Annotated in this window: 25 protein-coding genes; 12 read left to right on the top strand and 13 right to left on the bottom strand. The window is 69.6% G+C overall.

From position 1 onward, the window contains the following. Positions 1-124 precede the first annotated feature (124 nt). The gene (locus QRN16_RS18590) at positions 125-1,441 is read right to left on the bottom strand and encodes an MFS transporter (RefSeq protein WP_285188866.1); all 1,317 of its coding nucleotides are present in this window, start codon (positions 1,439-1,441) and stop codon (positions 125-127) included. An 87-nt stretch (positions 1,442-1,528) separates the two neighbouring features. On the opposite strand from QRN16_RS18590, the gene QRN16_RS18585 reads away from it, so the two are divergent. Then, complete coding sequence (locus QRN16_RS18585; protein ID WP_285188864.1) at positions 1,529-2,224, top strand: FadR/GntR family transcriptional regulator; 696 nt, start codon at positions 1,529-1,531, stop codon at positions 2,222-2,224. Here the strand turns inward: QRN16_RS18585 and QRN16_RS18580 are convergent. From QRN16_RS18580 to QRN16_RS18570, 3 genes are all read right to left on the bottom strand, one after another. Further along, on the bottom strand, positions 2,221-3,075 hold the full coding sequence (locus QRN16_RS18580) for a TIGR02569 family protein (RefSeq protein ID WP_027506841.1): 855 nt from the start codon (positions 3,073-3,075) through the stop codon (positions 2,221-2,223). The genes QRN16_RS18585 and QRN16_RS18580 overlap by 4 nt on opposite strands. Positions 3,076-3,157: 82 nt before the next feature. Next, entirely contained in the window at positions 3,158-4,336 is a 1,179-nt protein-coding gene (gene moeB / locus QRN16_RS18575) for a molybdopterin-synthase adenylyltransferase MoeB (RefSeq protein WP_222647036.1), read from the bottom strand. Positions 4,337-4,355: 19 nt separating this feature from the next. Beyond that, entirely contained in the window at positions 4,356-5,369 is a 1,014-nt protein-coding gene (locus tag QRN16_RS18570; RefSeq protein ID WP_051613603.1) for a DUF3152 domain-containing protein, read from the bottom strand. 149 nt (positions 5,370-5,518) lie between these two features. Here QRN16_RS18570 and fasR point away from each other — a divergent pair, with 149 nt between their 5' ends. Next, positions 5,519-6,169, top strand: coding sequence for an HTH-type transcriptional activator FasR (gene fasR, locus QRN16_RS18565; RefSeq protein WP_027506843.1), 651 nt, complete (start codon positions 5,519-5,521; stop codon positions 6,167-6,169). An 83-nt stretch (positions 6,170-6,252) separates the two neighbouring features. On the opposite strand, the gene QRN16_RS18560 is transcribed toward fasR, so the two are convergent. Both QRN16_RS18560 and QRN16_RS18555 read right to left on the bottom strand, forming a co-directional pair. After that, positions 6,253-6,486 (bottom strand): DUF3107 domain-containing protein, encoded by a 234-nt coding sequence (locus tag QRN16_RS18560; RefSeq protein WP_027506844.1) that lies wholly within the window; start codon positions 6,484-6,486, stop codon positions 6,253-6,255. Between the two features lie 109 nt (positions 6,487-6,595). After that, positions 6,596-7,327, bottom strand: a complete 732-nt coding sequence (locus QRN16_RS18555) for a ferritin-like fold-containing protein (RefSeq protein ID WP_051613614.1) — start codon at positions 7,325-7,327, stop codon at positions 6,596-6,598. 320 nt (positions 7,328-7,647) lie between these two features. On the opposite strand from QRN16_RS18555, the gene QRN16_RS18550 reads away from it, so the two are divergent. Together QRN16_RS18550 and QRN16_RS18545 are read left to right on the top strand one after the other, a co-directional pair. Continuing rightward, entirely contained in the window at positions 7,648-9,318 is a 1,671-nt protein-coding gene (locus QRN16_RS18550; RefSeq protein ID WP_285188858.1) for a DEAD/DEAH box helicase, read from the top strand. A gap of 16 nt (positions 9,319-9,334) precedes the next feature. After that, complete coding sequence (locus QRN16_RS18545; RefSeq protein WP_285188856.1) at positions 9,335-10,567, top strand: Rv3212 family protein; 1,233 nt, start codon at positions 9,335-9,337, stop codon at positions 10,565-10,567. A gap of 3 nt (positions 10,568-10,570) precedes the next feature. On the opposite strand, the gene QRN16_RS18540 is transcribed toward QRN16_RS18545, so the two are convergent. Next, complete coding sequence (locus QRN16_RS18540; protein WP_027506847.1) at positions 10,571-11,365, bottom strand: ParA family protein; 795 nt, start codon at positions 11,363-11,365, stop codon at positions 10,571-10,573. A gap of 96 nt (positions 11,366-11,461) precedes the next feature. Further along, positions 11,462-13,033, bottom strand: a complete 1,572-nt coding sequence (locus QRN16_RS18535; protein WP_285188853.1) for a DHA2 family efflux MFS transporter permease subunit — start codon at positions 13,031-13,033, stop codon at positions 11,462-11,464. 173 nt (positions 13,034-13,206) lie between these two features. Between QRN16_RS18535 and QRN16_RS18530 the strand changes: the two genes are divergently transcribed. Then, on the top strand, positions 13,207-13,866 hold the full coding sequence (locus tag QRN16_RS18530) for an acid phosphatase (RefSeq protein WP_081821426.1): 660 nt from the start codon (positions 13,207-13,209) through the stop codon (positions 13,864-13,866). Between the two features lie 27 nt (positions 13,867-13,893). Here the strand turns inward: QRN16_RS18530 and QRN16_RS18525 are convergent, their stop codons facing one another. Next, the gene (locus QRN16_RS18525; protein WP_442973138.1) at positions 13,894-14,316 is read right to left on the bottom strand and encodes a hypothetical protein; all 423 of its coding nucleotides are present in this window, start codon (positions 14,314-14,316) and stop codon (positions 13,894-13,896) included. A gap of 87 nt (positions 14,317-14,403) precedes the next feature. Here QRN16_RS18525 and QRN16_RS18520 point away from each other — a divergent pair, with 87 nt between their 5' ends. Together QRN16_RS18520 and QRN16_RS18515 are read left to right on the top strand one after the other, a co-directional pair. Further along, positions 14,404-15,369: a diacylglycerol/lipid kinase family protein gene (locus QRN16_RS18520; RefSeq protein ID WP_027506851.1), complete on the top strand. Its 966-nt coding sequence runs from the start codon at positions 14,404-14,406 to the stop codon at positions 15,367-15,369. 259 nt (positions 15,370-15,628) lie between these two features. Beyond that, positions 15,629-15,883 (top strand): WhiB family transcriptional regulator, encoded by a 255-nt coding sequence (locus QRN16_RS18515; RefSeq protein WP_027506852.1) that lies wholly within the window; start codon positions 15,629-15,631, stop codon positions 15,881-15,883. A gap of 81 nt (positions 15,884-15,964) precedes the next feature. On the opposite strand, the gene QRN16_RS18510 is transcribed toward QRN16_RS18515, so the two are convergent. Continuing rightward, a complete protein-coding gene (locus QRN16_RS18510) occupies positions 15,965-17,479 on the bottom strand; it encodes a sensor histidine kinase (RefSeq protein WP_285188846.1) in 1,515 nt (504 codons plus the stop codon). Between the two features lie 52 nt (positions 17,480-17,531). Next, on the bottom strand, positions 17,532-17,747 hold the full coding sequence (locus QRN16_RS18505) for a biotin/lipoyl-binding carrier protein (protein ID WP_027506854.1): 216 nt from the start codon (positions 17,745-17,747) through the stop codon (positions 17,532-17,534). Positions 17,748-17,886: 139 nt separating this feature from the next. Here QRN16_RS18505 and QRN16_RS21860 point away from each other — a divergent pair, with 139 nt between their 5' ends. After that, entirely contained in the window at positions 17,887-17,961 is a 75-nt protein-coding gene (locus QRN16_RS21860) for a 50S ribosomal protein bL37 (RefSeq protein ID WP_110293457.1), read from the top strand. A 64-nt stretch (positions 17,962-18,025) separates the two neighbouring features. Here QRN16_RS21860 and rsrA read toward each other — a convergent pair whose 3' ends face one another. Together rsrA and QRN16_RS18495 are read right to left on the bottom strand one after the other, a co-directional pair. Beyond that, complete coding sequence (gene rsrA / locus QRN16_RS18500; RefSeq protein WP_027506855.1) at positions 18,026-18,298, bottom strand: mycothiol system anti-sigma-R factor; 273 nt, start codon at positions 18,296-18,298, stop codon at positions 18,026-18,028. After that, positions 18,295-18,921 carry a sigma-70 family RNA polymerase sigma factor gene (locus QRN16_RS18495; RefSeq protein WP_037186858.1) on the bottom strand — a complete coding sequence of 209 codons (627 nt, stop codon included), beginning with the start codon at positions 18,919-18,921 and terminating at the stop codon, positions 18,295-18,297. Before QRN16_RS18495 ends, rsrA begins: the two co-directional genes overlap by 4 nt. Positions 18,922-19,209: 288 nt before the next feature. Between QRN16_RS18495 and QRN16_RS18490 the strand changes: the two genes are divergently transcribed. Genes QRN16_RS18490 through rsgA form a run of 4 tightly spaced genes read left to right on the top strand, consistent with a single transcriptional unit; the run spans position 19,210 to position 22,149 of the window. Continuing rightward, a complete protein-coding gene (locus QRN16_RS18490; protein ID WP_261781656.1) occupies positions 19,210-19,338 on the top strand; it encodes a hypothetical protein in 129 nt (42 codons plus the stop codon). Between the two features lie 26 nt (positions 19,339-19,364). After that, on the top strand, positions 19,365-19,874 hold the full coding sequence (locus QRN16_RS18485; RefSeq protein ID WP_222638672.1) for an aminoacyl-tRNA deacylase: 510 nt from the start codon (positions 19,365-19,367) through the stop codon (positions 19,872-19,874). A 2-nt stretch (positions 19,875-19,876) separates the two neighbouring features. Further along, positions 19,877-21,163, top strand: a complete 1,287-nt coding sequence (gene aroA, locus QRN16_RS18480) for a 3-phosphoshikimate 1-carboxyvinyltransferase (RefSeq protein ID WP_285188842.1) — start codon at positions 19,877-19,879, stop codon at positions 21,161-21,163. A gap of 8 nt (positions 21,164-21,171) precedes the next feature. Continuing rightward, entirely contained in the window at positions 21,172-22,149 is a 978-nt protein-coding gene (gene rsgA, locus QRN16_RS18475) for a ribosome small subunit-dependent GTPase A (protein ID WP_155957112.1), read from the top strand. The last annotated feature ends 16 nt before the right edge of the window (positions 22,150-22,165 follow it).

The raw sequence follows: 22,165 nt of genomic DNA, 5'->3' as shown, positions 1-22,165 counted from the left end.
CTGATCTCTGGGGAAGCCCAAAGATAGGAAAACCATGTTGCGGGGGCGCTGCACGCTGTGACCCGTGCGTGAACTTGACCTCACGTCCGTGTTTCCGGGTAGGTGAGGGTCTGCTTCGTGAGGGTCAGGGTCGCGACTGAGCCTGGCGGACGGGCCCGTCCTCGAGGACGCGCGGACGGCAGGCGGCCTTGGCGGCGACCAGCAGCACGGCGATGCCGCACGTGAGGAACGCGAACGACCACTCCCAGCCCCCGGTGTTCTCGTGCAGCACACCGAAGAGAATGGGGCCGGCGCAGGCGATCGTGTACCCGACTCCCTGCGTGAAGCCGGACAGGGATGCCGAGCCGACGGCCGTGCGCGTGCGCAGATTGATGAGCGTGAGCGACATCGGGAACGTCGTCGGACCTGCACCGACCAACACCAGCCACAGCACCGTGCCCGTCGCGGGCGCCCACAGCAGGCCCGCGAAGCCTGCGAGATAGCAGACCGCGCAGCCGATGACGATGGGATAGGGGTCGACCATCCGACTGGTGATGGACGGCGCGAGCAGGGAACCTGCGAGACCGACCGCGGCGAACACCCCGAGCGAGGCACCGGCGGCACCCTCGCTGATGCCGGCCTCGACCAGGAGGGAGGGCAGCCACGTCAGCATCGAGTACGTGACCATGGACGTCATCGCGAACATGCCGGCCATCCCCCAGCCGAGCGAGGTGCGCCAGACCGGGACGGGCGGCGCCACCGGCTTGGCCGACGGCTCGGTGAGCGGCCCGTCGAGCTCGGCCTCCACGGCGGCGTCCTGCGCCGGAGACTCCGTACCGCGCACCGCGGGGGCGGCGGGGCGAGTGCGTCGCGTCAGCACGATGGCCGTCCACGGCACCACGGCGGCGACGGCGGCCACACCCCACATCGCGAGCGACCAGCGCCACCCGACCGCGTCGGCGACGGGGACCGCCGTGAGCGACGGGACGATGGTGCCCAGCTGCAGGAGGCAGATGTAGACGGTGCTCATCATGGCGATCCGGTCGGAGAAGTAGCGCTTGACCAGCGGCGGGATGACCACGTTGCCGATGCCCATACCGGCCAGGGCGACCGCCGAGAGCAGCGCCAGCGACCCGAGCCCGGGGGCGAACGCCCGCGCGAAGATGCCGACACCGGTCAGAGCCGCCGCGGCGAGTGCCGTCCGTTCGAGTCCGAGACGAGTCGCGATGACCGGGGTGAGCACGCCGAACAGCGCGAACATCGCGGTCGGGAGCATCCCGAGGAGCCCGATGGCGCCGGCGCCGAACCCGAGGTCGTCGCCGATCCGGGGGAACAGCGGCGACACCGAGGTGACCGCTGCCCGAAGTGTGAACGCGGACAGGATCAGTGCCGCGAACACCAACAGCCGTCCCTGCAGTGTCGAGCGTGACCCGGGCTCGGCAGTGGTGGCGGTCGCAGTCATGGGACGAATCATAGGATGATCCGACCTGTCTGGCAAAGGACCACTAGACTGGCCGAGACCGACACCACACGAGAGAAAGACACTGACGTGCAACCCGTACGCCGACAGAGCCTCATCGGGCAGGTCACCGACCAGTTACGAGGCGAGATCGAGTCCGGGACGTGGGCCGTCGGTACGCGGATACCCACAGAACCGGAGTTGACCGAGCTGACCGGCACGGGACGCAACACCGTTCGCGAGGCCGTCCAGGCGCTGGTGCACGCGGGCATGCTCGAGCGGCGCCAGGGATCGGGCACCTACGTGCTCGCGTCGTCGGAGATGCCGTCGGCCCTCGGCAAGTACTTCTCGTCCGCGCGGCGACGCGACGTCCTGGAGCTGCGGCGGGCGCTCGACATCACCGCGGCCACACTGGCCGCCGAGCGGCGGACCGACGAGGACGTCCGGATGCTCGAGGACACCCTGGCGCATCGGACCGCACTGTGGGACGTCGACCGCACCCGGGCCCTGCATCTCGACGTGTCCCTGCACCGTGCCATCGTCGCGGCCAGCCACAACAGCATCTACCTGGAGGTCTACGACTTCCTGCTCCCCAGTATCGAGGAGACCATCCTCGACCACGACGCCGATTCCGACCGTGCGTTCCACGAGGAGCACGCGGCCCTGGTCCGAGCGGTCGTGTCCGGGGACGCCGACGCGGCGGCCGCCGCCGCACGCTGCTTCTTCACCGAGCTCGCCGCGGACGGTGCCGATGATCGGGACACCGGCGCACTGCCGACCGACTAGAGGATCAGGCGCACCAGATCGGCGGTACGGGCCAGACCGGGAAACGCCTCGGCGGTCGAGCGCGGATGCAGAGCGTGCACCGCGAGGCGGAACATCACCGCCCGCAACAACATCTGCGGCCACTCGGGGAGATCCTCCCAGCGGCCGATGAGCCCGTCGTCCGCGCCGCCCCAGGAGAGCGCGTCGACGACCACCACCGCCGCGGCCCACGACGCGGGGCGCCAGTACGGGGTGATGTCGGTGATACCGGGAGCCTGCACGCCGTCGAACAGCACCGTGCCGAACAGATCTCCGTGCACCAACTGGTCGGGCTCGCGCACCGGCCGACGCAGGGTGGCCAGCTGACCGATCACCTCGACACTGCGCACACCGTCCGGCGACGTCGGCTCCACCGCTCCCCCGGCACGGGCGGAGCGGAACGGAACCTGTTCCCACGCAGCACGATCAGCGGCGACGAACACGTCCACGTCACTCCACGGCGCGACCGGCGTCTGCGTCAGGAACCGCGGTTTCTCGAGCTGCGACGTCGCGACGTGCAGCCGGGTCGCCAGCGAGACGACCTCGTCGTGGCGGGGTTCGGGAACCCCCTCGATGTACGTGTCCGCGCGCCATCCGGACACGACGTAGCGGCCGTCGGTCGACCGCACCGGCCGTGCGAGCCGAACCCCCTCCACCGCAAGGGTTTCGCGCACCTTCGCCGACCAGGCGCCGCGGGCGTGATCGGCCACCGGGGACAGGACGACGTCACCGAGACGCCAACCGCCGTCCCAGTCCGCTCCCAGAGCCACCGGCGCGACGTCTCGGAGCCCGAACGTGCCGATGACGTGCTGGGGAGGTTCCGCCGATGTCATGACGGCCACCGTACCGCCGCCACGGTGCGAGTCCGCAGACCCCGGTGAGCGCGTGTCCCGGCACGCGTGACCGAACCCGGTGTCAGTACGTCGGGACGGTGGGGTCGACGTCGCGCGCCCACGCCTCGAGTCCGCCGCGCAGGTGGTGGACGTCGGCCATGCCGGCGGACCGCAGGACCGCGAGTGCCTCGGCCGAGCGGACACCCGTCTTGCAGTAGAGCACCACCGGCCGGTCCGTCGGCAGCGACGCGACCGCGTCACCGGCCACCACCGTCGGCAGAGGCATCAGCGTTGCGCCGTCGAGGTGCACGATGTCCCACTCGACCGGATCCCGCACGTCGATCAGTGCCACCGGGGCACCGCCGTCCAGCAGCGCGCGCACGGCCGCCGGATCGAGGTCGCCGTCCACCGAGTCCACCGACGGCAGGGGCGAGGCCACACCGCAGGACACCTCGTAGTCCTCCTCCACCTCGGACACCCGCACGCGACCGGGGTCCCGGCGCAGGGTGACCGTGCGGAAGGTCATGGTGCGCGCGTCGTAGACCAGCAGACGCCCGAGCAGCGTGTCGCCCATGCCCGTCACCAGCTTGACGGCCTCGGTCGCCATGATCGAGCCCACGACCCCGCAGAGCACGCCCAGCACGCCGGCCTCCGAACACGACGGCACAGTGCCCGGCGCGGGCGGATCCGGGTAGAGGTCCCGGTAGTCGACGCCGAGACCGCCGGGTGCGGCATCCCAGAACACGGACACCTGCCCGTCGAAGCGATAGATGGATCCCCACACGTACGGGATGCCGGCGACGGCGGCCGCGTCGTTGACGAGGTACCGCGTCGCGAAGTTGTCGGTGCCGTCCACCACCAGGTCGTACTGGCGGAAGAGGTTCACCGCGTTGCGGGGCTCGAGCCGGACCTGGTGCAGCCGGACCTCGATGGTGGAGTCCACAGCCCGGATCGACTCGCGGGCGCTGACCGACTTCGGCCGACCGATGTCGGCCTCGCCGTGGATGATCTGTCGCTGCAGGTTGGAGGCGTCCACGTCGTCGAACTCGACGATGCCGAGGGTGCCCACGCCCGCCGAGGCGAGATACAGCAGCACGGGCGAACCCAAGCCACCGGCACCGATCACCAGGATTCTCGCGTTGCGTAGACGCCGCTGGCCCAGCACTCCGACGTCGGGTAGCAGCAGGTGTCTGCTGTACCGAGCGACCTGCTCGCGGCTCAGCTCCGGGCCCGGTTCCACCACCGGGTCGACGATCGTCATGCTCCTCGTACCTCCCCGGTCAGGCCCTGGGGTACGGCCAGGGGTTGAAGCGACAGGTCTTGCCGTCCATCGGCACCACGCCCGCAGGATCGAGTACAGCGATGTCGTCGTTCGCCGTGCCGAAGGTCTGCTGCATCATGATCGGGGCCAGGCCACCGTCGGTCTCGCAGGGCTGGTGCGCCTGGTACCCGATCGCGTGGCCTACCTCGTGGTTGATCTGGTACTGCCGATACGACCCGATGTCGCCCTGGAACGCCACGGCGCCGCGCACCCAGCGCGGCTCGTTGAGCACCACCCTGCCGATACCGGGGTTGTAGCAGGACACCTCGAGCTGGATGTCGTACCCACACGCGTCGCGGATGGTCATCTGCGACGTCAGCGAGACCCGGAAGTCCGGATCACCGGTGTCGACGCGGCGGAAGGCGAAACGCTGATCGTTCGTCCAGCTCTTGGGATTGGCGAGAGTCTGGTCGACGAGGCGACCGAACGACTCGTCGCCTCCGAAGCCCGTCGTGTCCACGCCGTCCTCGATCTCGACGGTGTAGGTGAACGTGCGTTCGGTGCCCTGGCCCACCTGGTCGGTGACTCCCGGCACCACGCGCCACGTGCCTGCGCCCTGCACCGCGAACTGACCGCCGTCGGGCAGCTGACCGCTGGACACCGTCTCGGCGAAATTCCCGTCGGCCTGCGGCGGGACACCGATGATGCCGGTGTCGTCGGTCGTGTTGCTCAGCGCGGGGAATCCGGGTGCCGAGTCCGTCGTGGACGCGGTTCCGGGATCGCGTATCGCGTCGACGACCACGAGTACCGTCACGACCGCGAGGATCGGGATCGCGTAGGCGCGCCAACCGTAGGTCGACGTGAACCGCCCCAGCCGGCTCTGCTTCCGGGCGCTGCGCTCCGGCCGTGCGGCGCGTGTGCGTCCGGGATCGACCGCGGTGGGATCCCACTGGGCGCGCAGAGGCTGATGCGAGCGTCGCGCACGGTCGTCACGCGTCGCAGGCTCTCTCTGCGGTTGCCGTCGGTCACTCACCGATCCAGGTTCTCACACGCGTCTGCGGCCTTCGGTCGGCGCGCCGGGGTATCGTCGTCACGATCCGGAAGAACTTTCATGCCGCGTAGTTCCGATGTCTGAGTGATCCTCGTCCACCGGTGTCGCGGCGGATGGGACACACGAAACACATGACAGACGTCGCCGACCGAAGCTCCTCCGTGGGCGGGACCGGGAGTGGCCGGCGCAGTGCTCGACTGCCCCGTGATGCACGCCGCGCCCAACTCCTCGCCGCTGCCGGGGAGATCTTCGTCGCCCGCGGGTACCACGCCGCGGGGATGGACGAGATCGCGGAATGCGCGGGCGTCAGCAAACCTGTTCTGTACCAGCACTTCCCCGGCAAGCTCGACCTCTACGTCGCGGTGCTGCAGAACTACGTCGACAGCCTCATCTCGGGTCTGCGCCAGGCGCTGCGGTCGACGACGGACAACCACAAGCGCGTCCGGGCCGCCGTGCTCGCGTTCTACGATTTCGTCGACAACGACAGCCAGGGATTCCGCCTGGTGTTCGAGTCGGACCTCATGGGCGACCCTCAGGTCCAGAGCCGCGTCGATCAGGCCACCGAGGCCTGCGTCGACGCCGTGTTCGACCTCGTCAGCCACGACTCCGGGCTCGACCCGCACCGCGCCCGCATCCTCGCCGTCGGCCTCGTGGGCGCGAGCCAGTTCACCGCCCGCTACTGGCTCGAGGCGGATCGCCCCATCACCAAGGAGGAAGCGGTGGACACCACCGTCACCCTCGCCTGGGGTGGACTCTCGCACGTCCCCCTGCAGTCCCAGTAGGCGACGCACCCCGGTCTCACGAACCACGACGGCCCCGCACCAGCAGGTGCGGGGCCGTTCCTCGTGCGCGGTGGGCGCGTCGGTCAGGCGGTGCCGGACGACGCGAAACCGACCCGACGACTGTCGGACGGACCGATCTCCACGTACGCGAGCTTGCCCGCGGGCACCAGGAACTTGCGGCCCTTCTCGTCCACCAACGACAGCACACCCTCGCCGCCGAAGGCCTTCGAGACCAGGGTCTCCACCTCGTCGGGCGTCTGCGCGCTGTTGATGACCAATTCCCGTGGGCTGTCCGAAATTCCGATCTTGACCTCCACGGCCGACCTCCGAAACGTTGTCGCGAACCTGCTGTCCACTTCAGGTTAGAGCAGCACCGGCCGCCGGTGAGTGCGTGACGCACACGCCCACAGCGAACACCGACACGAGTCAGACGAGGCCGAGAATCGCCATGCGCTCGGAATGCCGGACCTGCATGCGGTCGAACAGCGCCACGATGCCGTTGAAATCGCCCGACGCCGTCATGACCAGTTCGGTCAGCTCCTCGCGCTGCGCCAGGACGAACTGCGCCTGGGTGATGGCCTCCCCGAGCAGGCGGCGTCCCCAGAGCATCAACCGGTCCTTGTCCGCGGCACTCGCCGCGACACGCGCCACCACCTCGGTGACGACGAACTCCGAGTGGCCCGTCTCGGCGAGCACCTCGCGCACGGTGGCGGCGATGTCGTCCGGGAGGCTGTGCGCGATCTCGCGGTAGAAATCGGCGGCGAGGCCGTCGGCGACGTAGGTCTTGACGAGCACCTCCATCCACGTCGAGGGCAGCGTCGAGGCATGGTAAGCGTCGAGAGCGGCGGCGAAAGGCTCGGTGACCGACAGGACGTCGCGCCCGCGCTCCGCGAGGGCCGCCTCGAGCACCTCGAAGTGGTTCATCTCGGCGGCCGCCATGCTCGCCATGGCGATGCGGTCGCCGAGCGTCGGGGCCATCCGAGCGTCGTCGACCAACCGGTAGAACGCCGAGATCTCGCCGTACGCGAGAACGCCCAGGAGACTGATGATTCCGGGGTGATCACCCGGCACGGTTCCCCCGGTCGCAAGGCCCTCGTCGGACCCGGACGGGACGTTCGGAGTGGACCCGCCGTGCTGTGGATCCGAATCTGTTCGCATGGCTGCCGAGACTACCGTCGACACGGCTCGCGCGAGCGGAACCGCGGCGTCGGGTGCCGACCAGGTAGAATAGGTCGCGAGCACGCTCCACCGGTGCCGGCAGCAGGGACCGAGACAGTCCGCACGCCGGCCCGACGCACCGTGGTCACCTCCGTCGGAGGCGATCGCGGCGAGCACCGGGAGCCGTGCTCACGACATTGTGCGCGCACCTGATTCGTGTCTGCCGCCGATCGTGTCGCCGCATCTGCGGCCGACCCCGATCGCGCCTGTCGACGAATCGAGGGTTTCGACACCGGCCGCGGAGCGGCCTGGCCCTCGTCGTGCGTGCGAGGCGAGAGACGAGAAAGGCCGAAACACTGAGCAAGATCACTGTGGACCACGAGACCGACGACGTGGCGGAGACCACCGTCTCGGCCACCCTGGACACCACCCACACTCCCCCGACCTTCGCCGAGCTGGGCGTTCACCCCGAGATCGTCCGTGGGTTGACCGACATCGGCATCGAGCGCACGTTCGCGATCCAGGAACTCACGCTTCCCCTGGCACTCGCGGGCGACGACCTCATCGGCCAGGCCCGCACCGGCATGGGCAAGACGTTCGGCTTCGGCGTCCCGCTGCTGCACCGTCTCGCCACCGGTCCGGCCGACGGCTCGGGCACCACGGTCCTGGACGGCACCCCGCGTGCGCTGATCATCGTTCCCACGCGCGAGCTGTGCGTCCAGGTCACCTCCGACCTGGAGAACGCGTCGAAGCACCTGCACTCGGCCAACGGTCGCGTGAAGGTCATGTCGATCTACGGCGGACGGCCCTACGAGGCCCAGATCGAGACCCTGCGGACCGGCGTCGACGTCGTCGTCGGCACCCCCGGACGACTTCTCGACCTGGCCAAACAGGGCCACCTCGTCCTGGGCAAGGTCGGCGTCCTGGTGCTCGACGAGGCCGACGAGATGCTGGACCTGGGCTTCCTCCCCGACATCGAGCGCCTCATGAGCATGGTGCCGGAGAAGCGTCAGACCATGCTGTTCTCGGCGACCATGCCCGGGCCGATCATCACGCTCGCCCGCACGTTCCTCACTCGGCCTACGCACATCCGCGCCGAGGAGGCCGAGTCCTCCGCGATCCACGAGCGCACCGCCCAGCACGTCTACCGGGCACACGCACTGGACAAGGCGGAGATGGTCGCGCGGGTGCTGCAGGCCGAGGGCCGCGGCGCCACGATGATCTTCACGCGCACCAAGCGCACTGCCCAGAAGGTCGCCGACGATCTCGCCGAGCGCGGATTCTCCGTCGGCGCCGTCCACGGTGATCTCGGGCAGGTCGCCCGCGAGAAGTCGCTCGCGGCGTTCCGCTCCGGCAAGATCGACGTGCTCGTCGCCACCGACGTCGCGGCGCGCGGTATCGACATCGACGACGTCACCCACGTCATCAACTACCAGTGCCCCGAGGACGAGAAGACGTACGTCCACCGCATCGGACGTACGGGTCGTGCGGGCCGCACCGGTATCGCCGTCACGCTGGTCGACTGGGACGACATCCCCCGCTGGCAGCTGATCGACAAGGCCCTGGGCCTCGACATCCCCGACCCGGTGGAGACGTACTCCAGCTCCGAGCACCTGTACGCGGAACTGAACATCCCGCACGGCACCACGGGCAGCATCGCGAAGCGGCGCGCCGAGACTCCCGCCGCCGAGAAGACGGACACCCGCTCGAGCAAGAGCGAGAACTCCGACCAGGCGTCGGACGGCGAGGCCACCACCACGTCGCGCCGGAGCCGGTCACGTCGCCGCACCCGCGGCGGGGGCCACGCCGACGCTGCCGCCACCGCGGACAGTTCGGCCACGACAGGTCCCGCCGAGGCGTCCGGTGACGGATCCACGTCGGACAAGCCCCGTCGTCGCCGTCGACGCCGGTCGTCCGCCGGGTCCGCGGCGCACGCCGGTGAGAACGGCGCGTCGGCGGAGGCCTCGTCGTCCGCCGGTACGTCCGACTGACCGTCACGTACCTGACGTGCTCGCTCCCGAACGGCGCACCCGCGTCGACGTGATCGCCGCTGTGGTGATCGTCGTGGTCGTCCTGGTGGGCGCCTCGGTGATCTGGTTCCGCAGCGACGCTCGCGGCACCACGTCCGTGGTCGCCGACGTGCCTCTCACCGCCCCGGCGTCGGCATTGTCGGTGCCCGAGTCGTTCTCGGAGATCTGGCGCGCCGACGACACCGGAACCGGGGCACCGACCACCGTCGGCGGAGCCGTCGTCGTCTCCACCGGCGACGCGGTGACCGGACTCGATCCCGCCACCGGCTCGCCGTCCTGGTCCTACACGCGTGACCGGGCCCTCTGCTCGGTCGTGGGGGCGTGGGACGCGGCGGTGGCGGTGTTCCGGGACGGCCGGGGATGCGGCCAGGTCACCGAGCTCGACGGGTCCACCGGAGCGCGCGAGGACCAGCGCACCAACGACGCCGACGACCCGGTCCGGTTGTCGTTCGACGGCACGTACGTGACCGAACTCGGCGCCACGCGCCTCGAACTCTGGCGCTCCGACCTCGTGCGCACACTCGAGTACGGGCGTGTCGACGCCCCGGTCAACCCGCGCAGCCAACCCCGCACCGGATGCGACCTCGTGTCGAGCGCGTCCGCGAGCACCCGCCTCGCCGTGCTGGAACGGTGTCCCGGTGAGGAAGGCCTGCGCCTGACGTCGATGAACCCCGCACCGAAGGACAACACGGTGCCCGACGTGTACGGCTCGACCATCCTGGCCGACGTCCCCGCGGACGCAGCGGCAGCACGCGTCCTCGCGGTGGTCGGGGATCGCCTCGCGGTCTACCTCCCCCCGGCCGGGAGCGAGGTCGCACGGGTGGCACTCTTCGACGGGTCCGCCAACTTCGTCTCCGCGCAGGCCGTGACCGCCGACGTCACCACACCGTCCGCCGACGCCCTCGCATCCGACATCGTCAGGACCGGCTCCGTCGTCTCCTGGTGGACGGGTGCCGACACCGTCGGCTTCACGCAGTCCGATCTGTCCCAGCGCTGGGCTCTCGCCGGAACCCTCGGCGCGGGCGCCGTGATGGCCGGGCAGCTCCTCGTCCCGGTTCCCGGCGGAATCGCGGTGGTGGACCCCGAGAACGGCGTCGCCTCGCGCACGATCGCGGTGGACCGCGGCGAGTACACCGGGCCGGTCGCCCTGTCCGTCCTCGGCACCAGCGTGTTCGAACGCCGCGGTGCCGAGACCGTCGCCCTGGGCTGAGCCTCAGGCGTCGGCGTCGTACGTGGCCAGGGGTGCGCCGTCGGTCCAATGCGCGGCCAGGTTGTCGGCAAGGTCGCGGTACGCCTGAGCGCCCTTGTTCTTACGTCCCGCGATCACCGAGGTGCCGGACGCCGACGCTTCCGCGAACCGCACGGTGCGCGGGATCGGCGGCGCGAGCACCGGGATGTCGTACCGACCGGACACGTCCGCGAGGACGTCACGGCTGTGCGTGGTGCGGGCGTCGTACAGGGTCGCGAGGGCGCCCAGGAGTGTCAGATCGGGGTTGGTGATCTGCTGGACCTCACTGACGGTGCGCAGCAGCTGACCCACACCGCGGTGAGCGAGCGTCTCGCACTGCAGCGGGATCAGCACGCTCGTCGCGGCCGTCAGCCCGTTCAGGGTGAGCACGCCCAGTGAGGGCGGGCAGTCCAGCACGATGACGTCGTAGTTCTCGAGGAGGGGCGCGAGGGCGCGTTTGAGGGTGTACTCGCGGCCCGGACGCATGAGCAACAGCGCCTCGGCGCCGGCCAGGTCGATGGTCGCCGGGAGCAGGTCCACACCCTCGTCCGTGCCGAGCACGGCGTCGCCCACGGGAACCCCGGCGGTGAGGACCTCGTGGATCGAGGTCTCCAGCTTGTCGGGGTTGTGCCCCAGCGAGAAGGTCAGACTTCCCTGCGGGTCGAGGTCCACCACGAGTACTCGTCGGCCCAGAGCGACGAGCGCCGCTCCCAGCGATGCCACGGTGGTCGTCTTGGCGACGCCACCCTTCTGGTTGGCCACTGCCAGGATCGTCGTCACAGCACGATCTTGGCATCACTCGGTGTGTCGAGCGACGTTCGGCCCGGCGTGGCGTGATGCCGCACCGGGCCGAACGGGGTGGAACGGAGGCCGAGCTCAGTGCAGCATCGCACCGCGCGCGACGGCGTCACCCTGGTCTGCACGCTGGAACTTCTTGCGCGGCAACAGGAGTGCGGGCACAAAGGTGAACGCGACGATGATCGTGGCCACCAGGAAGGTGCCGCCGAACGCGTCGGCTGCCTGCGCCAGTCCGGCCTGCACGGCATTCGGCCCGATCTGCTCGGCGATCGCCGGGTCACGCTGTGCCGCGATGGCGGGTCCCGCAGCCGCCCGGTCGAGCAACTGGTTGGTGAGCACCACCGAGATCACGGCCGTACCGATCGACCCGGCCGACTGCTGGATGATGTTCATCAGCGACGAACCGCGGGCGACGGACGCGTCGTCCAACGTCTGGAGCGCGGCGGTCATGATCGGCATCATCGTCGCGCCGAGTCCCAACCCCATGACGAACAGGGCGCCGAGCAGGACGACGTACGAGGTCGAGGATCCCACCTGCGTGAAGACGGCCATGCCCAGCGTCACGAACACCATGCCGGTGATCACGATCTTGCCCGGCCCGATCTTGTCGGCGAGCTGTCCGGCGATGGGCATCGACACCATCGCCCCGAGTCCCTGCGGGGCGAGCAGCAGGCCGGCCATGAGCGTGGTCTCCCCGCGGACCTGCAGGAAGTAGCTCGGGAAGATCAGGCCCGCGCCGAAGAACGCGATGGCGAACAGGCTCATCGCGATCACCGCGACGGACAGGTGACGGTTGGCGAACAGCCGGAGGTCGATCAGCGGGTGCTCGGTCCGCAGGGCGTGGCGCACGAACGCCGCGACCAGGACGAGCCCGACGACGGCGGAGACCAGTACGCGAGCCGACATCACCGTTCCGGTCTCGGGGATCGAGGAGACGCCGAACAGGAAGAGCGCGAGGCCCGGCGACAGCAGCAGCATGCCGACGAAGTCGAAGGACTGCGAGGGCTCGGGTGCGTCCTTCGGGAGGATGACCCACGCGGCCACCAGCGCCACGGCGCCGATGGGCACGTTGATCAGGAAGATCCAGTGCCAGCTCGCCGCGTCGATGAGCCACCCGCCGAGGATCGGGCCCGCGATCGGACCGAGCAGCATCGGTACGCCCAGGACGGCCATGACACGACCGATGCGCTCGGGACCGGCGGCGCGGGTCAGGATCGTCATGCCGAGCGGCATGAGCATGCCGCCGCCGAAGCCCTGCAGGACGCGGAACACGATCAGCGACGTGATGTCCCACGCGACGCTGCACAGCATGGATCCGGCGACGAACAGGATCAGCGCCAGGATGTAGAGGCGTTTGGTACCGAACCGGTCCGCGGCCCAGCCGGTCAGCGGGATGACGGTCGCGAGAGCGAGGGTGTAGCCGGTCATGGTCCAGGCGACGTTGGCGTAGGACGTCTGGAACTCGAAGGCGAAGGTCGGCAGCGCCACGCTCACGACGGTCACGTCGAGGATCGACATGATGGCGCCGATGACGATGACGGCCGCGATCTTGAGGACGGCCGCGTCCAGCCCCTGACCGGTGTCGACACCACCCTGCCCGGGGGTGTTCGGGCACCCCTGCGCGCCCTGCTCGGTGCTCTGATCGGTCATGCGGAGTCTCCTGGCTGATCTGTATCCGCCGGCATCGAGACCGGGTGGCGCGTGATCGGACCAAGGAAGTAAACACCCCAACCGGCGGCGATCACCAGCGGATTTCACGAGACCTCCGTCACCGGGACGACCTCCGTCATCGACGCGACGCGACCCGGGAGCATGATCGAGCCATGGCAGACCCCGACCCCCGTGACCCGGCACCCGCATCGTCCGGAGGGTCCGGGACGTCGCCGCGGCGCTCCGACGCCAGACTGGTGTTGATCCGTCACGGTCAGACGGAGTGGGCGGCGAGCGGTCGACACACCGGACGGACGGACATCGCTCTCACCGCCGACGGGGAGGACCAGGCCCGCGCCGCCGGGGACCGCATCGCGGCGCTCGGGCTCGAACGTCCCCTGGTGGTCAGCAGCCCCCGATCGCGGGCGCTGCGGACGGCGGAGCTGGCCGGACTGACCGTCGATCGGGTGTGGGACGCGCTGGTCGAGTGGGACTACGGCGACTACGAGGGCCTGACCACTCCGCAGATCCGGGAGACCGCGCCGCACTGGACCGTCTGGACGCATCCGTCACCGTCCGGCGAGACCATCGACGCCGTGTCCGCACGGGCCGATCTCGTCCTGTCCGTCGTCGTTCCCACCCTCGCCGAGCGCGACGTCGTGCTCGTCGGACACGGCCACTTCTCCAGGTCGGTCATCGCGCGGTGGGTCGAGCAACCGGTGACCGAGGGAAAGCGCTTCGCGCTGGCGCCCGCCGGCTTCACCGTGCTGGGGTACGAGCACGAGTACCGCCAGATCCACACCCACAACGTGGATCCTCGCCTCGGTTCCTGAGGTGCCCGGCGTCGGTCGGAGAGCCGCTCAGGCGTCGTCGGTCTCGACGTAGTCGTCGGCGAGCCACCGCGTTGCGGGGCCACTGAACAGACAGACCAGGACGCCGATGACGACGATGCCGAGCAACGAGCCCAGCACGGGCCGCCCGGAATCGGTGAGGAGCGACCAGACCACCGGGAGCAACAACAGCTGCGCGACGATCGCGATGGCGCGGCCCCAGCGGTGCCCGAGGATCAGGGCGATACCACCGGTGAGCACGGCGCCCCCGAGTGCGGCGAACCAGATCGCGGTGCCGAAACCGTTGATGACGCTCTCGTCGGCGCCGGCGGCGCCGCGGATCACCAGGACGAGTGCCACCACGACCGCCGTGGCGCCCTGCACGGACACCAACAGGCCCGCGGCGCGCACCGGTGTCGGAACACCGGAATCGGGCAGCTTCGGACGCACCAGGCCACCCTAGAGCACACGCGCGAGGTGGCCGACGGTCACGCGCCGGTGGTCGTGAGCCGCCGCCGCTCGCGTCTACCCTGAGTGATCGTGCGAGCCATCCTCATCGTCAACCCGAACGCCACGTCCACCACGGCTGCCGGCCGAGACCTGGTGGCGCATGCGCTCGCGAGCAGGGTGTCGCTCAGAGTGCTCCACACCACGCACCGTGGACACGCGAGCGAACTCGCGACCGAGGCCCGCCGGGCCGGTATCGATCTGGTGATCGTGCACGGCGGCGACGGAACGGTGAACGAGGTGGTGAACGGACTTCTCGGTGTTCCTGCCCCGACCTCCATGCAGTCGGTCACCGTGGGACCCGTGCCGCTGCTGGCGGTCGTCCCGGGCGGATCCGCCAACGTGTTCGCTCGCTCGCTGGGCATCGCGAGGGATCCGGTCGAGGCCACCAACCAGCTCATCGATCTGCTGGAGTCGGGAACGAGCAGGCGTATCGGCCTGGGGCACTGCGACAAGACATGGTTCCTGTTCAACGCCGGCCTCGGATGGGACGCGGACGTGTGCGACGCGATCGATCGAGGCCGCAAGGGCGGCGAGGCGGTCACGCCCTCGCGCTACGTCCGGACCGCGGTCACCACGTTCTTCCGCCGCAAGCGCCGCGACCCGCACCTCACCGTGGAGACCGACACCGGCGAGGCCGTGACGGGCGTTCACTTCGCGTTCGTGACCAACTCCGATCCGTGGACGTTCCTCGACGCACGCCCGGTCCGGACGAACCCCGGCACCTCGTTCGACAGCGGACTCGGCATATTCGCAATGCGATCCACGAAGGTGTTCACGACGTTGCGAGTGGTCGTGCAAATGCTGTCCGGAACGTCCGGTCCGCATTCTCGGGCGCTTCTCCGAGAGGACGACGTGAAATGGATTCGCGTGCGTTCGGTGGAACCGACCGGCTTGCAGGTCGACGGCGACTACCTGGGAGAACGCACCGAGGTCGAATTCGCGTCCGCACCGGACGCCCTCGCCGTCGTGGCGCCTTTACCTGGCGATACCCCGTAGGCCAAGCTACTGTGTTTCACATCTCCCGATCCGGGTACCAGACGTCGGGTGTGAAACCAAATCGGGTCCAGTGAGCTTGGCCACCCGCACCGCGTCATCTCTTGACTTCTGCTTGGTTCGTGAAAGCATTCACAAGTAACAGTGCGGAAACATTGGTTGCCGCGCTCGCGAACTGCAGGACAACAAGCCCACGATCCGGACGAGAGTCCAGGATCAGTTATTCGACAGCGCCGTCGTGCGCTCAGTGAGGAGTAAGAGGATGGATTGGCGCCACAAGGCTATCTGTCGCGACGAGGACCCGGAACTGTTCTTCCCGGTGGGAAACAGCGGCCCGGCACTCGCACAGATCGCTGATGCCAAGGTCGTGTGCAACCGGTGTCCCGTCACCGCGGACTGCCTGTCCTGGGCTCTCGAGTCCGGTCAGGACGCGGGCGTCTGGGGCGGCATGAGCGAGGACGAGCGTCGCGCGCTGAAGCGTCGTAACGCGCGTACCCGCGCACGCTCGGCGGTCTGACACAGCTCGCAAGACGCACGCAGGCCCGGCACCGCATGGTGCCGGGCCTTTTGTGTGTCCGACGGGAGTTCGCAACCCGGGTCAGCCGCGTGGCTCCCGGCGTCCGAGCGGGACGCGGAGCTCGGCGGCGGTGCCCCCGTCCCGCCCGGCCGCGACGCTGATGGTGCCGCCCAACTCCACCGTGACGAGTGTCGAGACGATCTGCAGTCCCAGCCGGTCGGACGCCGACGCGTCGAAGTCGTCGGAGACTCCACGGCCGTCGTCGCGCACGGTGACCTCCAGCATGCGGGAGGACCGTCGGGACTCGATGGTCACACGGCCTCGCGCACCCGGATCGAACCCGTGCTCGAGCGAGTTCTGGACCAGCTCGGTGAGCACCATGATCAGCGGAGTGGCCCGTTCGGCCGGGAACACGCCCAGGCTGCCCTCGCGACCGACGGTGACGTCCGCGGACAGCGAGCCGATGTCGACCATGACGGGGACCAGGCGGTCGACCACCTCGTCCAGGTCGACGACCTCGTCCACCGACGTCGACAGCACGTCGTGGACGAGGGCGATGGAGGTGACCCGGCGGACCGATTCGCTCAGCGCGACCTTGGCCTCGTCGTTGTCGGTCCGGCGAGCTTGCAGACGCAGGAGAGCAGCGACGGTCTGCAGGTTGTTCTTGACCCGGTGATGGATCTCGCGGATGGTCGCGTCCTTGCTCAGCAGCGCGCGATCGCGACGCTTCACCTCGGTGACGTCCCGGACCAGTACCAGAGCGCCCACGGACGTGCCGGCCGGGCTCAGCGGAACCGTGCGCAGCAGCACGGTGGCACCGCGAGCGTCCACCTCCATCCGTCGTCCCCCGGCGGACGTGACGGCCGCTCCGATGGTGGCGGCGATCTCCTCCGCGTCGAAGGGATCGGTGACGAGCGACCGGGTCGACGCAGCGAGGTCGTGGCCGGGGAGATCTGCCGTCAACCCCATCCGGTGGTAGGCGGACACCGCGTTGGGACTCGCGTAGGTGACCATGCCGGCGGTGTCGAGGCGGATGAACCCGTCGCCGACGCGTGGGCTCGAGTTGACGTCCGTCTTCTCGGACGGCGAGGGGAACGACCCCTCCGCGATCATGTCGGAGAGGTGGTGGGCGCAGTCGCGGTACGCGGCCTCCAGCAAGCTCGGCGGTCGGCCGGAGACCGGCGCGGAGTCACGCGTCAGCACGGCGACCACGCGGCCGTCGACGCGCACGGGAACGGCGTCGTGGGGCGGACCCTGATCGTCGGGGAGGCGACCACCGCCGCGCACGATCGACGCCGTGCGCAGGCACTCCGCGACCTGGGGATGTTCGGTCTCCCCGACCACCGCACCGACCGTGTCCGACGGGATCACCGTGGGGGCCGTCGTCGGACGACACTGCGCGACGCACACCACCGTCGCCGTGTCCGACGACGTCACCGCACGCGATCCGGGATGGTCGACGGGCACCCAGAGCAGCAGGTCCGCGAAGGAGATGTCCGCGAGGATCTGCCACTCCCCCACGACGCGTTGCAGATGATCGACCGCCGTACCCGGCAGGTCGGTGTGCTCGGCGAGCATCTCGGACAGCGTGGACACGACGAATCACCCTGTCCCGGTACGGCGTCGGCTGATCAGAGTGGTGACCGGATCAGGAGATGACGGCGATCAGGTCGCCCTGCTGGATGACGTCGCCCACGGCGACTCCGATGGACGTCACGGTGCCCGCGGACTCGGCGAGCACGGGAATCTCCATCTTCATCGACTCGAGCACCACCACGGCGTCGCCCTCGTTCACGTGATCACCCTCGGCGACGACGATCTGGAACACCGTCGACACCATCTCGGCTCGGACGTCCTCGGCCATCACGGTCCCCCTGTTCCGTTCCGCTCGTCTGCACGCGCGTGTCGACTCGTTCGGTGAACGGACCACGCCGGAGGCACGGCCGCTCGTCGTACAGCCAACCACACGTGAGAAACTGGGTGGAACAGGAAGGAGATCCACCATGGGCAAGCGAGGACGCAAGAAGCGCAGCCGTAAGGGAAATGCAGCCAACCACGGCAAGCGCCCCAACAGCTGATCACGAGCACCACACGACGAAGGGCCGGGACGCACAGCGTCCCGGCCCTTCGTCGTGTAGGCGGTCAGTCCTCGGTGGCGGTGATGGTCACCGACCGCCGGATCTCCAGCGTCAGGCGCTCCCGCAGGCCTTCCGGAGCCCGCTCGCCGCCGCACTTGCGGCCGACGAGAGACTTGATCTTCTCCTCGATGCCGTACTGCGCGAGGCACGAACCACAACTGTCGAGGTGACGCTGCACGCGCTGCCTGCTGGCCTCGTCGCACTCGTTGTCGAGCAACGTCCACACGTCGGCGATGACGGCCGAGCAGTCCAGGTCCTCGAACTCGTTGCCGCTCATCGTGCTACCTCCTCGGTCGCCGCGGCGGACCGGTTGAATCCACGGTCGCGAGCGACCTCCGCCAGTTCGTTGCGCAGTTGCTTGCGGCCGCGGTGCAACCGCGACATCACGGTGCCGATGGGCGTGCCCATGATCTCGGCGATCTCCTTGTACGGGAAGCCCTCGACGTCGGCGTAGTACACCGCCATGCGGAACTCCTCGGGCAACGCCTGCAGCGCCGCCTTGATGTCGTCGTCGGGCAGGGCGTCCAGCGCCTCGACCTCGGCCGACCGTAGACCGGTGGACGAGTGCTCAGCGGTGGCCGCGAGCTGCCAGTCGGTTATCTCGTCCGTCGGGTACTGCGCCGGCTGACGCTGCTTCTTCCGGTACGAGTTGATGTAGGTGTTGGTCAGGATCCGGTAGAGCCACGCCTTGAGGTTCGTGCCCTCGCGGAAGCTCTTGAACGCCGTGTACGCCTTGACGTACGTCTCCTGGACCAGGTCCTCGGCATCGGACGGGTTCCGCGTCATCCGCAGGGCCGCGCCGTACAGCTGGTCGAGCAGCGGGAGCGCGTCACGCTCGAACCGCGCCGTCAGATCCGCAGCGTTCTCCCGCGAGCGGATGCCGTCCTCTGTCTCGAGGATCGCAGGATCGACGGCGCCCGTCGTGGTGCCGGTCTCGGTCTGTGGCTGATCCGTCACGCTGGCCCCTCTCGTGTGCCCCGCGGCGACCGCCCCGTCCTCCGAGGTGTCGACCTCGGACGTCCGGGAACCGGTGAGCTCACCGTGGTCGTCCGGACTCCACTTTACCGATGGGATCACCACCACATTCGTCAGCGTCGCCGAGAGCCCCTCGGCTCCGGAGCGCTCCGGTGCAACGACGTTCACACGCCCTCCTCCGTCGAGCGGCGGCGCACAGTGCGCGCCGTCCTGATGCTGCGTGTAACAGCCGTGGCCGCCGTCGTGTTCCCCCCGCTGCCGGACCGTCTCCGCGAGTACGGCCAGAATGTCGTGTACCAGCAGCCGATCACGACGTTCTCGACGTACTCGCGGGGCGGGTGATCACGGTGGGAAGGGACCACGACGCCATGGCCGGATCGGCTACTCCCGCGACGACGATGCTGACGCGGCTCGGAATCGAGTTCACCGTCCACACCTACGAGCACGACCGCGGCACCGAGCAGTACGGCGACGAGGCGGTCGACGCACTGTCCGCCGGCCTCGGTGTGTCGGCGGATCGGGTGTTCAAGACCCTGGTCGTGTCGACGGGCTCCTCGTTGGCGGTCGCGGTTCTTCCCGTGCCGGACATGCTCGCCCTGAAGTCCGTCGCCGCCGCCCTCGGGGCGAGCAAGGTGTCGATGGCCGATCCCGCAGCCGTGCGCCGGTCGACGGGCTACGTCCTGGGGGGCGTCTCCCCGCTCGGTCAGCGCACGCCCCTGCCCACGGTCGTCGACACGTCGGCACTCGGGCACTCGACCCTCTTCTGCAGCGGCGGTCGGCGCGGTCTGGAGATCGAACTCTCCGCACAGGATCTCGTCCGGGCCACCGCCGCGACCGTCGCGGACATCCGACGCGCGTCCGCCAGTGAGAGACTGTGACCGTGACGTCCTGGATCGCGCCCCTCGCCCCGCAGCCCGTCCGTGCGACCGTCGACCTCCCGGGGTCGAAGTCGATCACCAATCGCGCCCTGATCCTCGCGGCGCTCGCGGACGGACCGTCGACGGTGACCGGCGCTCTGCGCAGCCGTGACACCGATCTGATGATCGATGCGCTGCGCACCCTGGGTGCCGTCGTGGAGTCCCCCGACGACGACGGGACGACGGTGCGGGTCACCCCCGGACCCGGCCGCGGCGGCGACGTGGACTGCGGGCTGGCCGGCACCGTCATGCGCTTCGTTCCCCCCGTGGCCGCGCTGGCCACCGGTCGCTCGCGCTTCGACGGCGACGAGCACGCCCGCTCGCGCCCGCAGCAGACCATTCTCGACGCGCTCCGCGCCCTCGGTGTTCCCGTGAGCGGGGACCGGTTGCCGTTCGTCGTCGACGGCACGGGCCGGGTCCGCGGGGGCACGGTCCGACTGGACGCGTCCGGGTCGTCCCAGTTCGTGTCGGGGCTCCTGCTCTCGGCGGCGCGGTTCGACGAGGGCCTCGTCGTCGAGCACGTCGGTCCCCCGGTGCCGTCGATGCCTCACATCGACATGACGGTGGAGATGCTGCGCGAGAGCGGGATCGAGGTGGAGACTCCCGAGGACTCGGGCGTTCCGAACCGGTGGCGCGTGCATCCCGGCGCTGTGGCTCCGGTCGACCGTGTCGTGGAACCGGACCTGTCCAACGCGACCCCGTTCCTCGCCGCGGCGGCCGTCACGGGCGGTGAGGTGACCGTGCCCCGGTGGCCTGCCCGGACGACGCAGCCCGGTGACGCGTTCCGCGACATCCTCACGTCGATGGGGGCCGAGGTGTTGCTCACTGCCGAGTCGCTCACGGCGCGGGGGCCCGAGAAGCTCGAGGGCGTCGACGTGGACCTGCACGACATCGGCGAGCTGACCCCCACGGTCGCGGCGATGGCGGCCCTGGCCGGGTCCCCCTCGCGCCTGCGCGGGATCGCCCATCTGCGCGGGCACGAGACGGATCGGCTCGCCGCACTCACGGCGGAACTCGGTGCTCTGGGCTGCGGTGTCGAGGAGACCGAGGACGGCCTGGTCATCGAGCCGGCGCCGCTGCACGGCGGACCCTGGCGGGCGTACGCCGACCATCGCATGGCCACGGCGGGCGCCGTGATCGGTCTGGTCGTCCCGAGCGTCGAGGTCGACGACATCGACTCCACCGCCAAGACGCTGCCGGGGTTCGCGACCCTCTGGAGCGCCATGCTGGCCGGAGGTGGTGCACGCTGATCCGGCGGGTGTACGACGAGTCGGACGTCCGCGTCCGGCCGGGCAAGGGCACGCGCCCACGAACGAAGACCCGGCCCACCCACGCCGACGCCTCGGACGCGATGGTGGTGTCGGTGGATCGCGGCCGGTGGGGCTGCGTGATCGACAATGATCCAGAGCGCCTCGTGGTCGCCATGCGAGCGCGCGAGCTGGGCCGGACCCCGATCGTCGTCGGTGACGCGGTGGGCATCGTCGGCGACGTCTCGGGACGCGTCGACGCCCTGGCCCGCATCGTCCGCGTGGACGAACGACGAACGGTGCTGCGGCGCACCGCCGACGACACGGATCCGTACGAGCGTGTCGTGGTGGCCAACGCGGACCAGCTGCTGATCGTGGTGGCGTTGGCCGACCCGCCACCCCGCTCGGGCTTCGTCGAGCGCGCGATGGTGGCAGCGTTCGTGGGTGGTCTCCGACCCGTGCTGTGTCTGACGAAGGACGACTTGGCGTCGTCCGACGAGTTCGCCGCCGTCTTCGCCGACCTCGACGTGCCGGTGGTGCTGGTGGGCCGGGACCGTCCGCTGGACGAGCTCCTGGCGATGATCACCGGGAAGTCGTCCGCGCTGATCGGCCACTCGGGGGTGGGCAAGTCGACCTTGGTGAACCGGCTGGTGCCGGAGGCACATCGCGCCGTCGGCATCGTCTCCGGCGTCGGCAAGGGACGGCACACGTCGACTCAGTCGGTGTCGCTGCATCTTCCGGGTGGAGGCTGGGTCATCGACACTCCCGGTATCCGGTCCTTCGGGCTGGCCCACATCTCGCCGGAGGATGTCGTCGCGGCGTTCTCGGACCTCGCCGTCACCATCGAGGACTGCCCGCGCGGCTGCACACACCTCGGGCCGCCGGCCGACCCGGAGTGCGCTCTGGACACCCTGACAGGACAGCAAGCGAACCGCGTCGCCGCGGTTCGCCTGCTGTTGGTGGCCGTGATGTCGAACGACTCCTACTGACGGAGCTCCGACCGAT

It is taken from the genome of Rhodococcus sp. MEB041, from assembly GCF_030208955.1.
Classification (GTDB): Bacteria; Actinomycetota; Actinomycetes; order Mycobacteriales; family Mycobacteriaceae; genus Rhodococcoides.
Note: the sequence above shows the minus strand (reverse complement) of the source record. Positions and strands in the feature narration are given on the sequence as shown.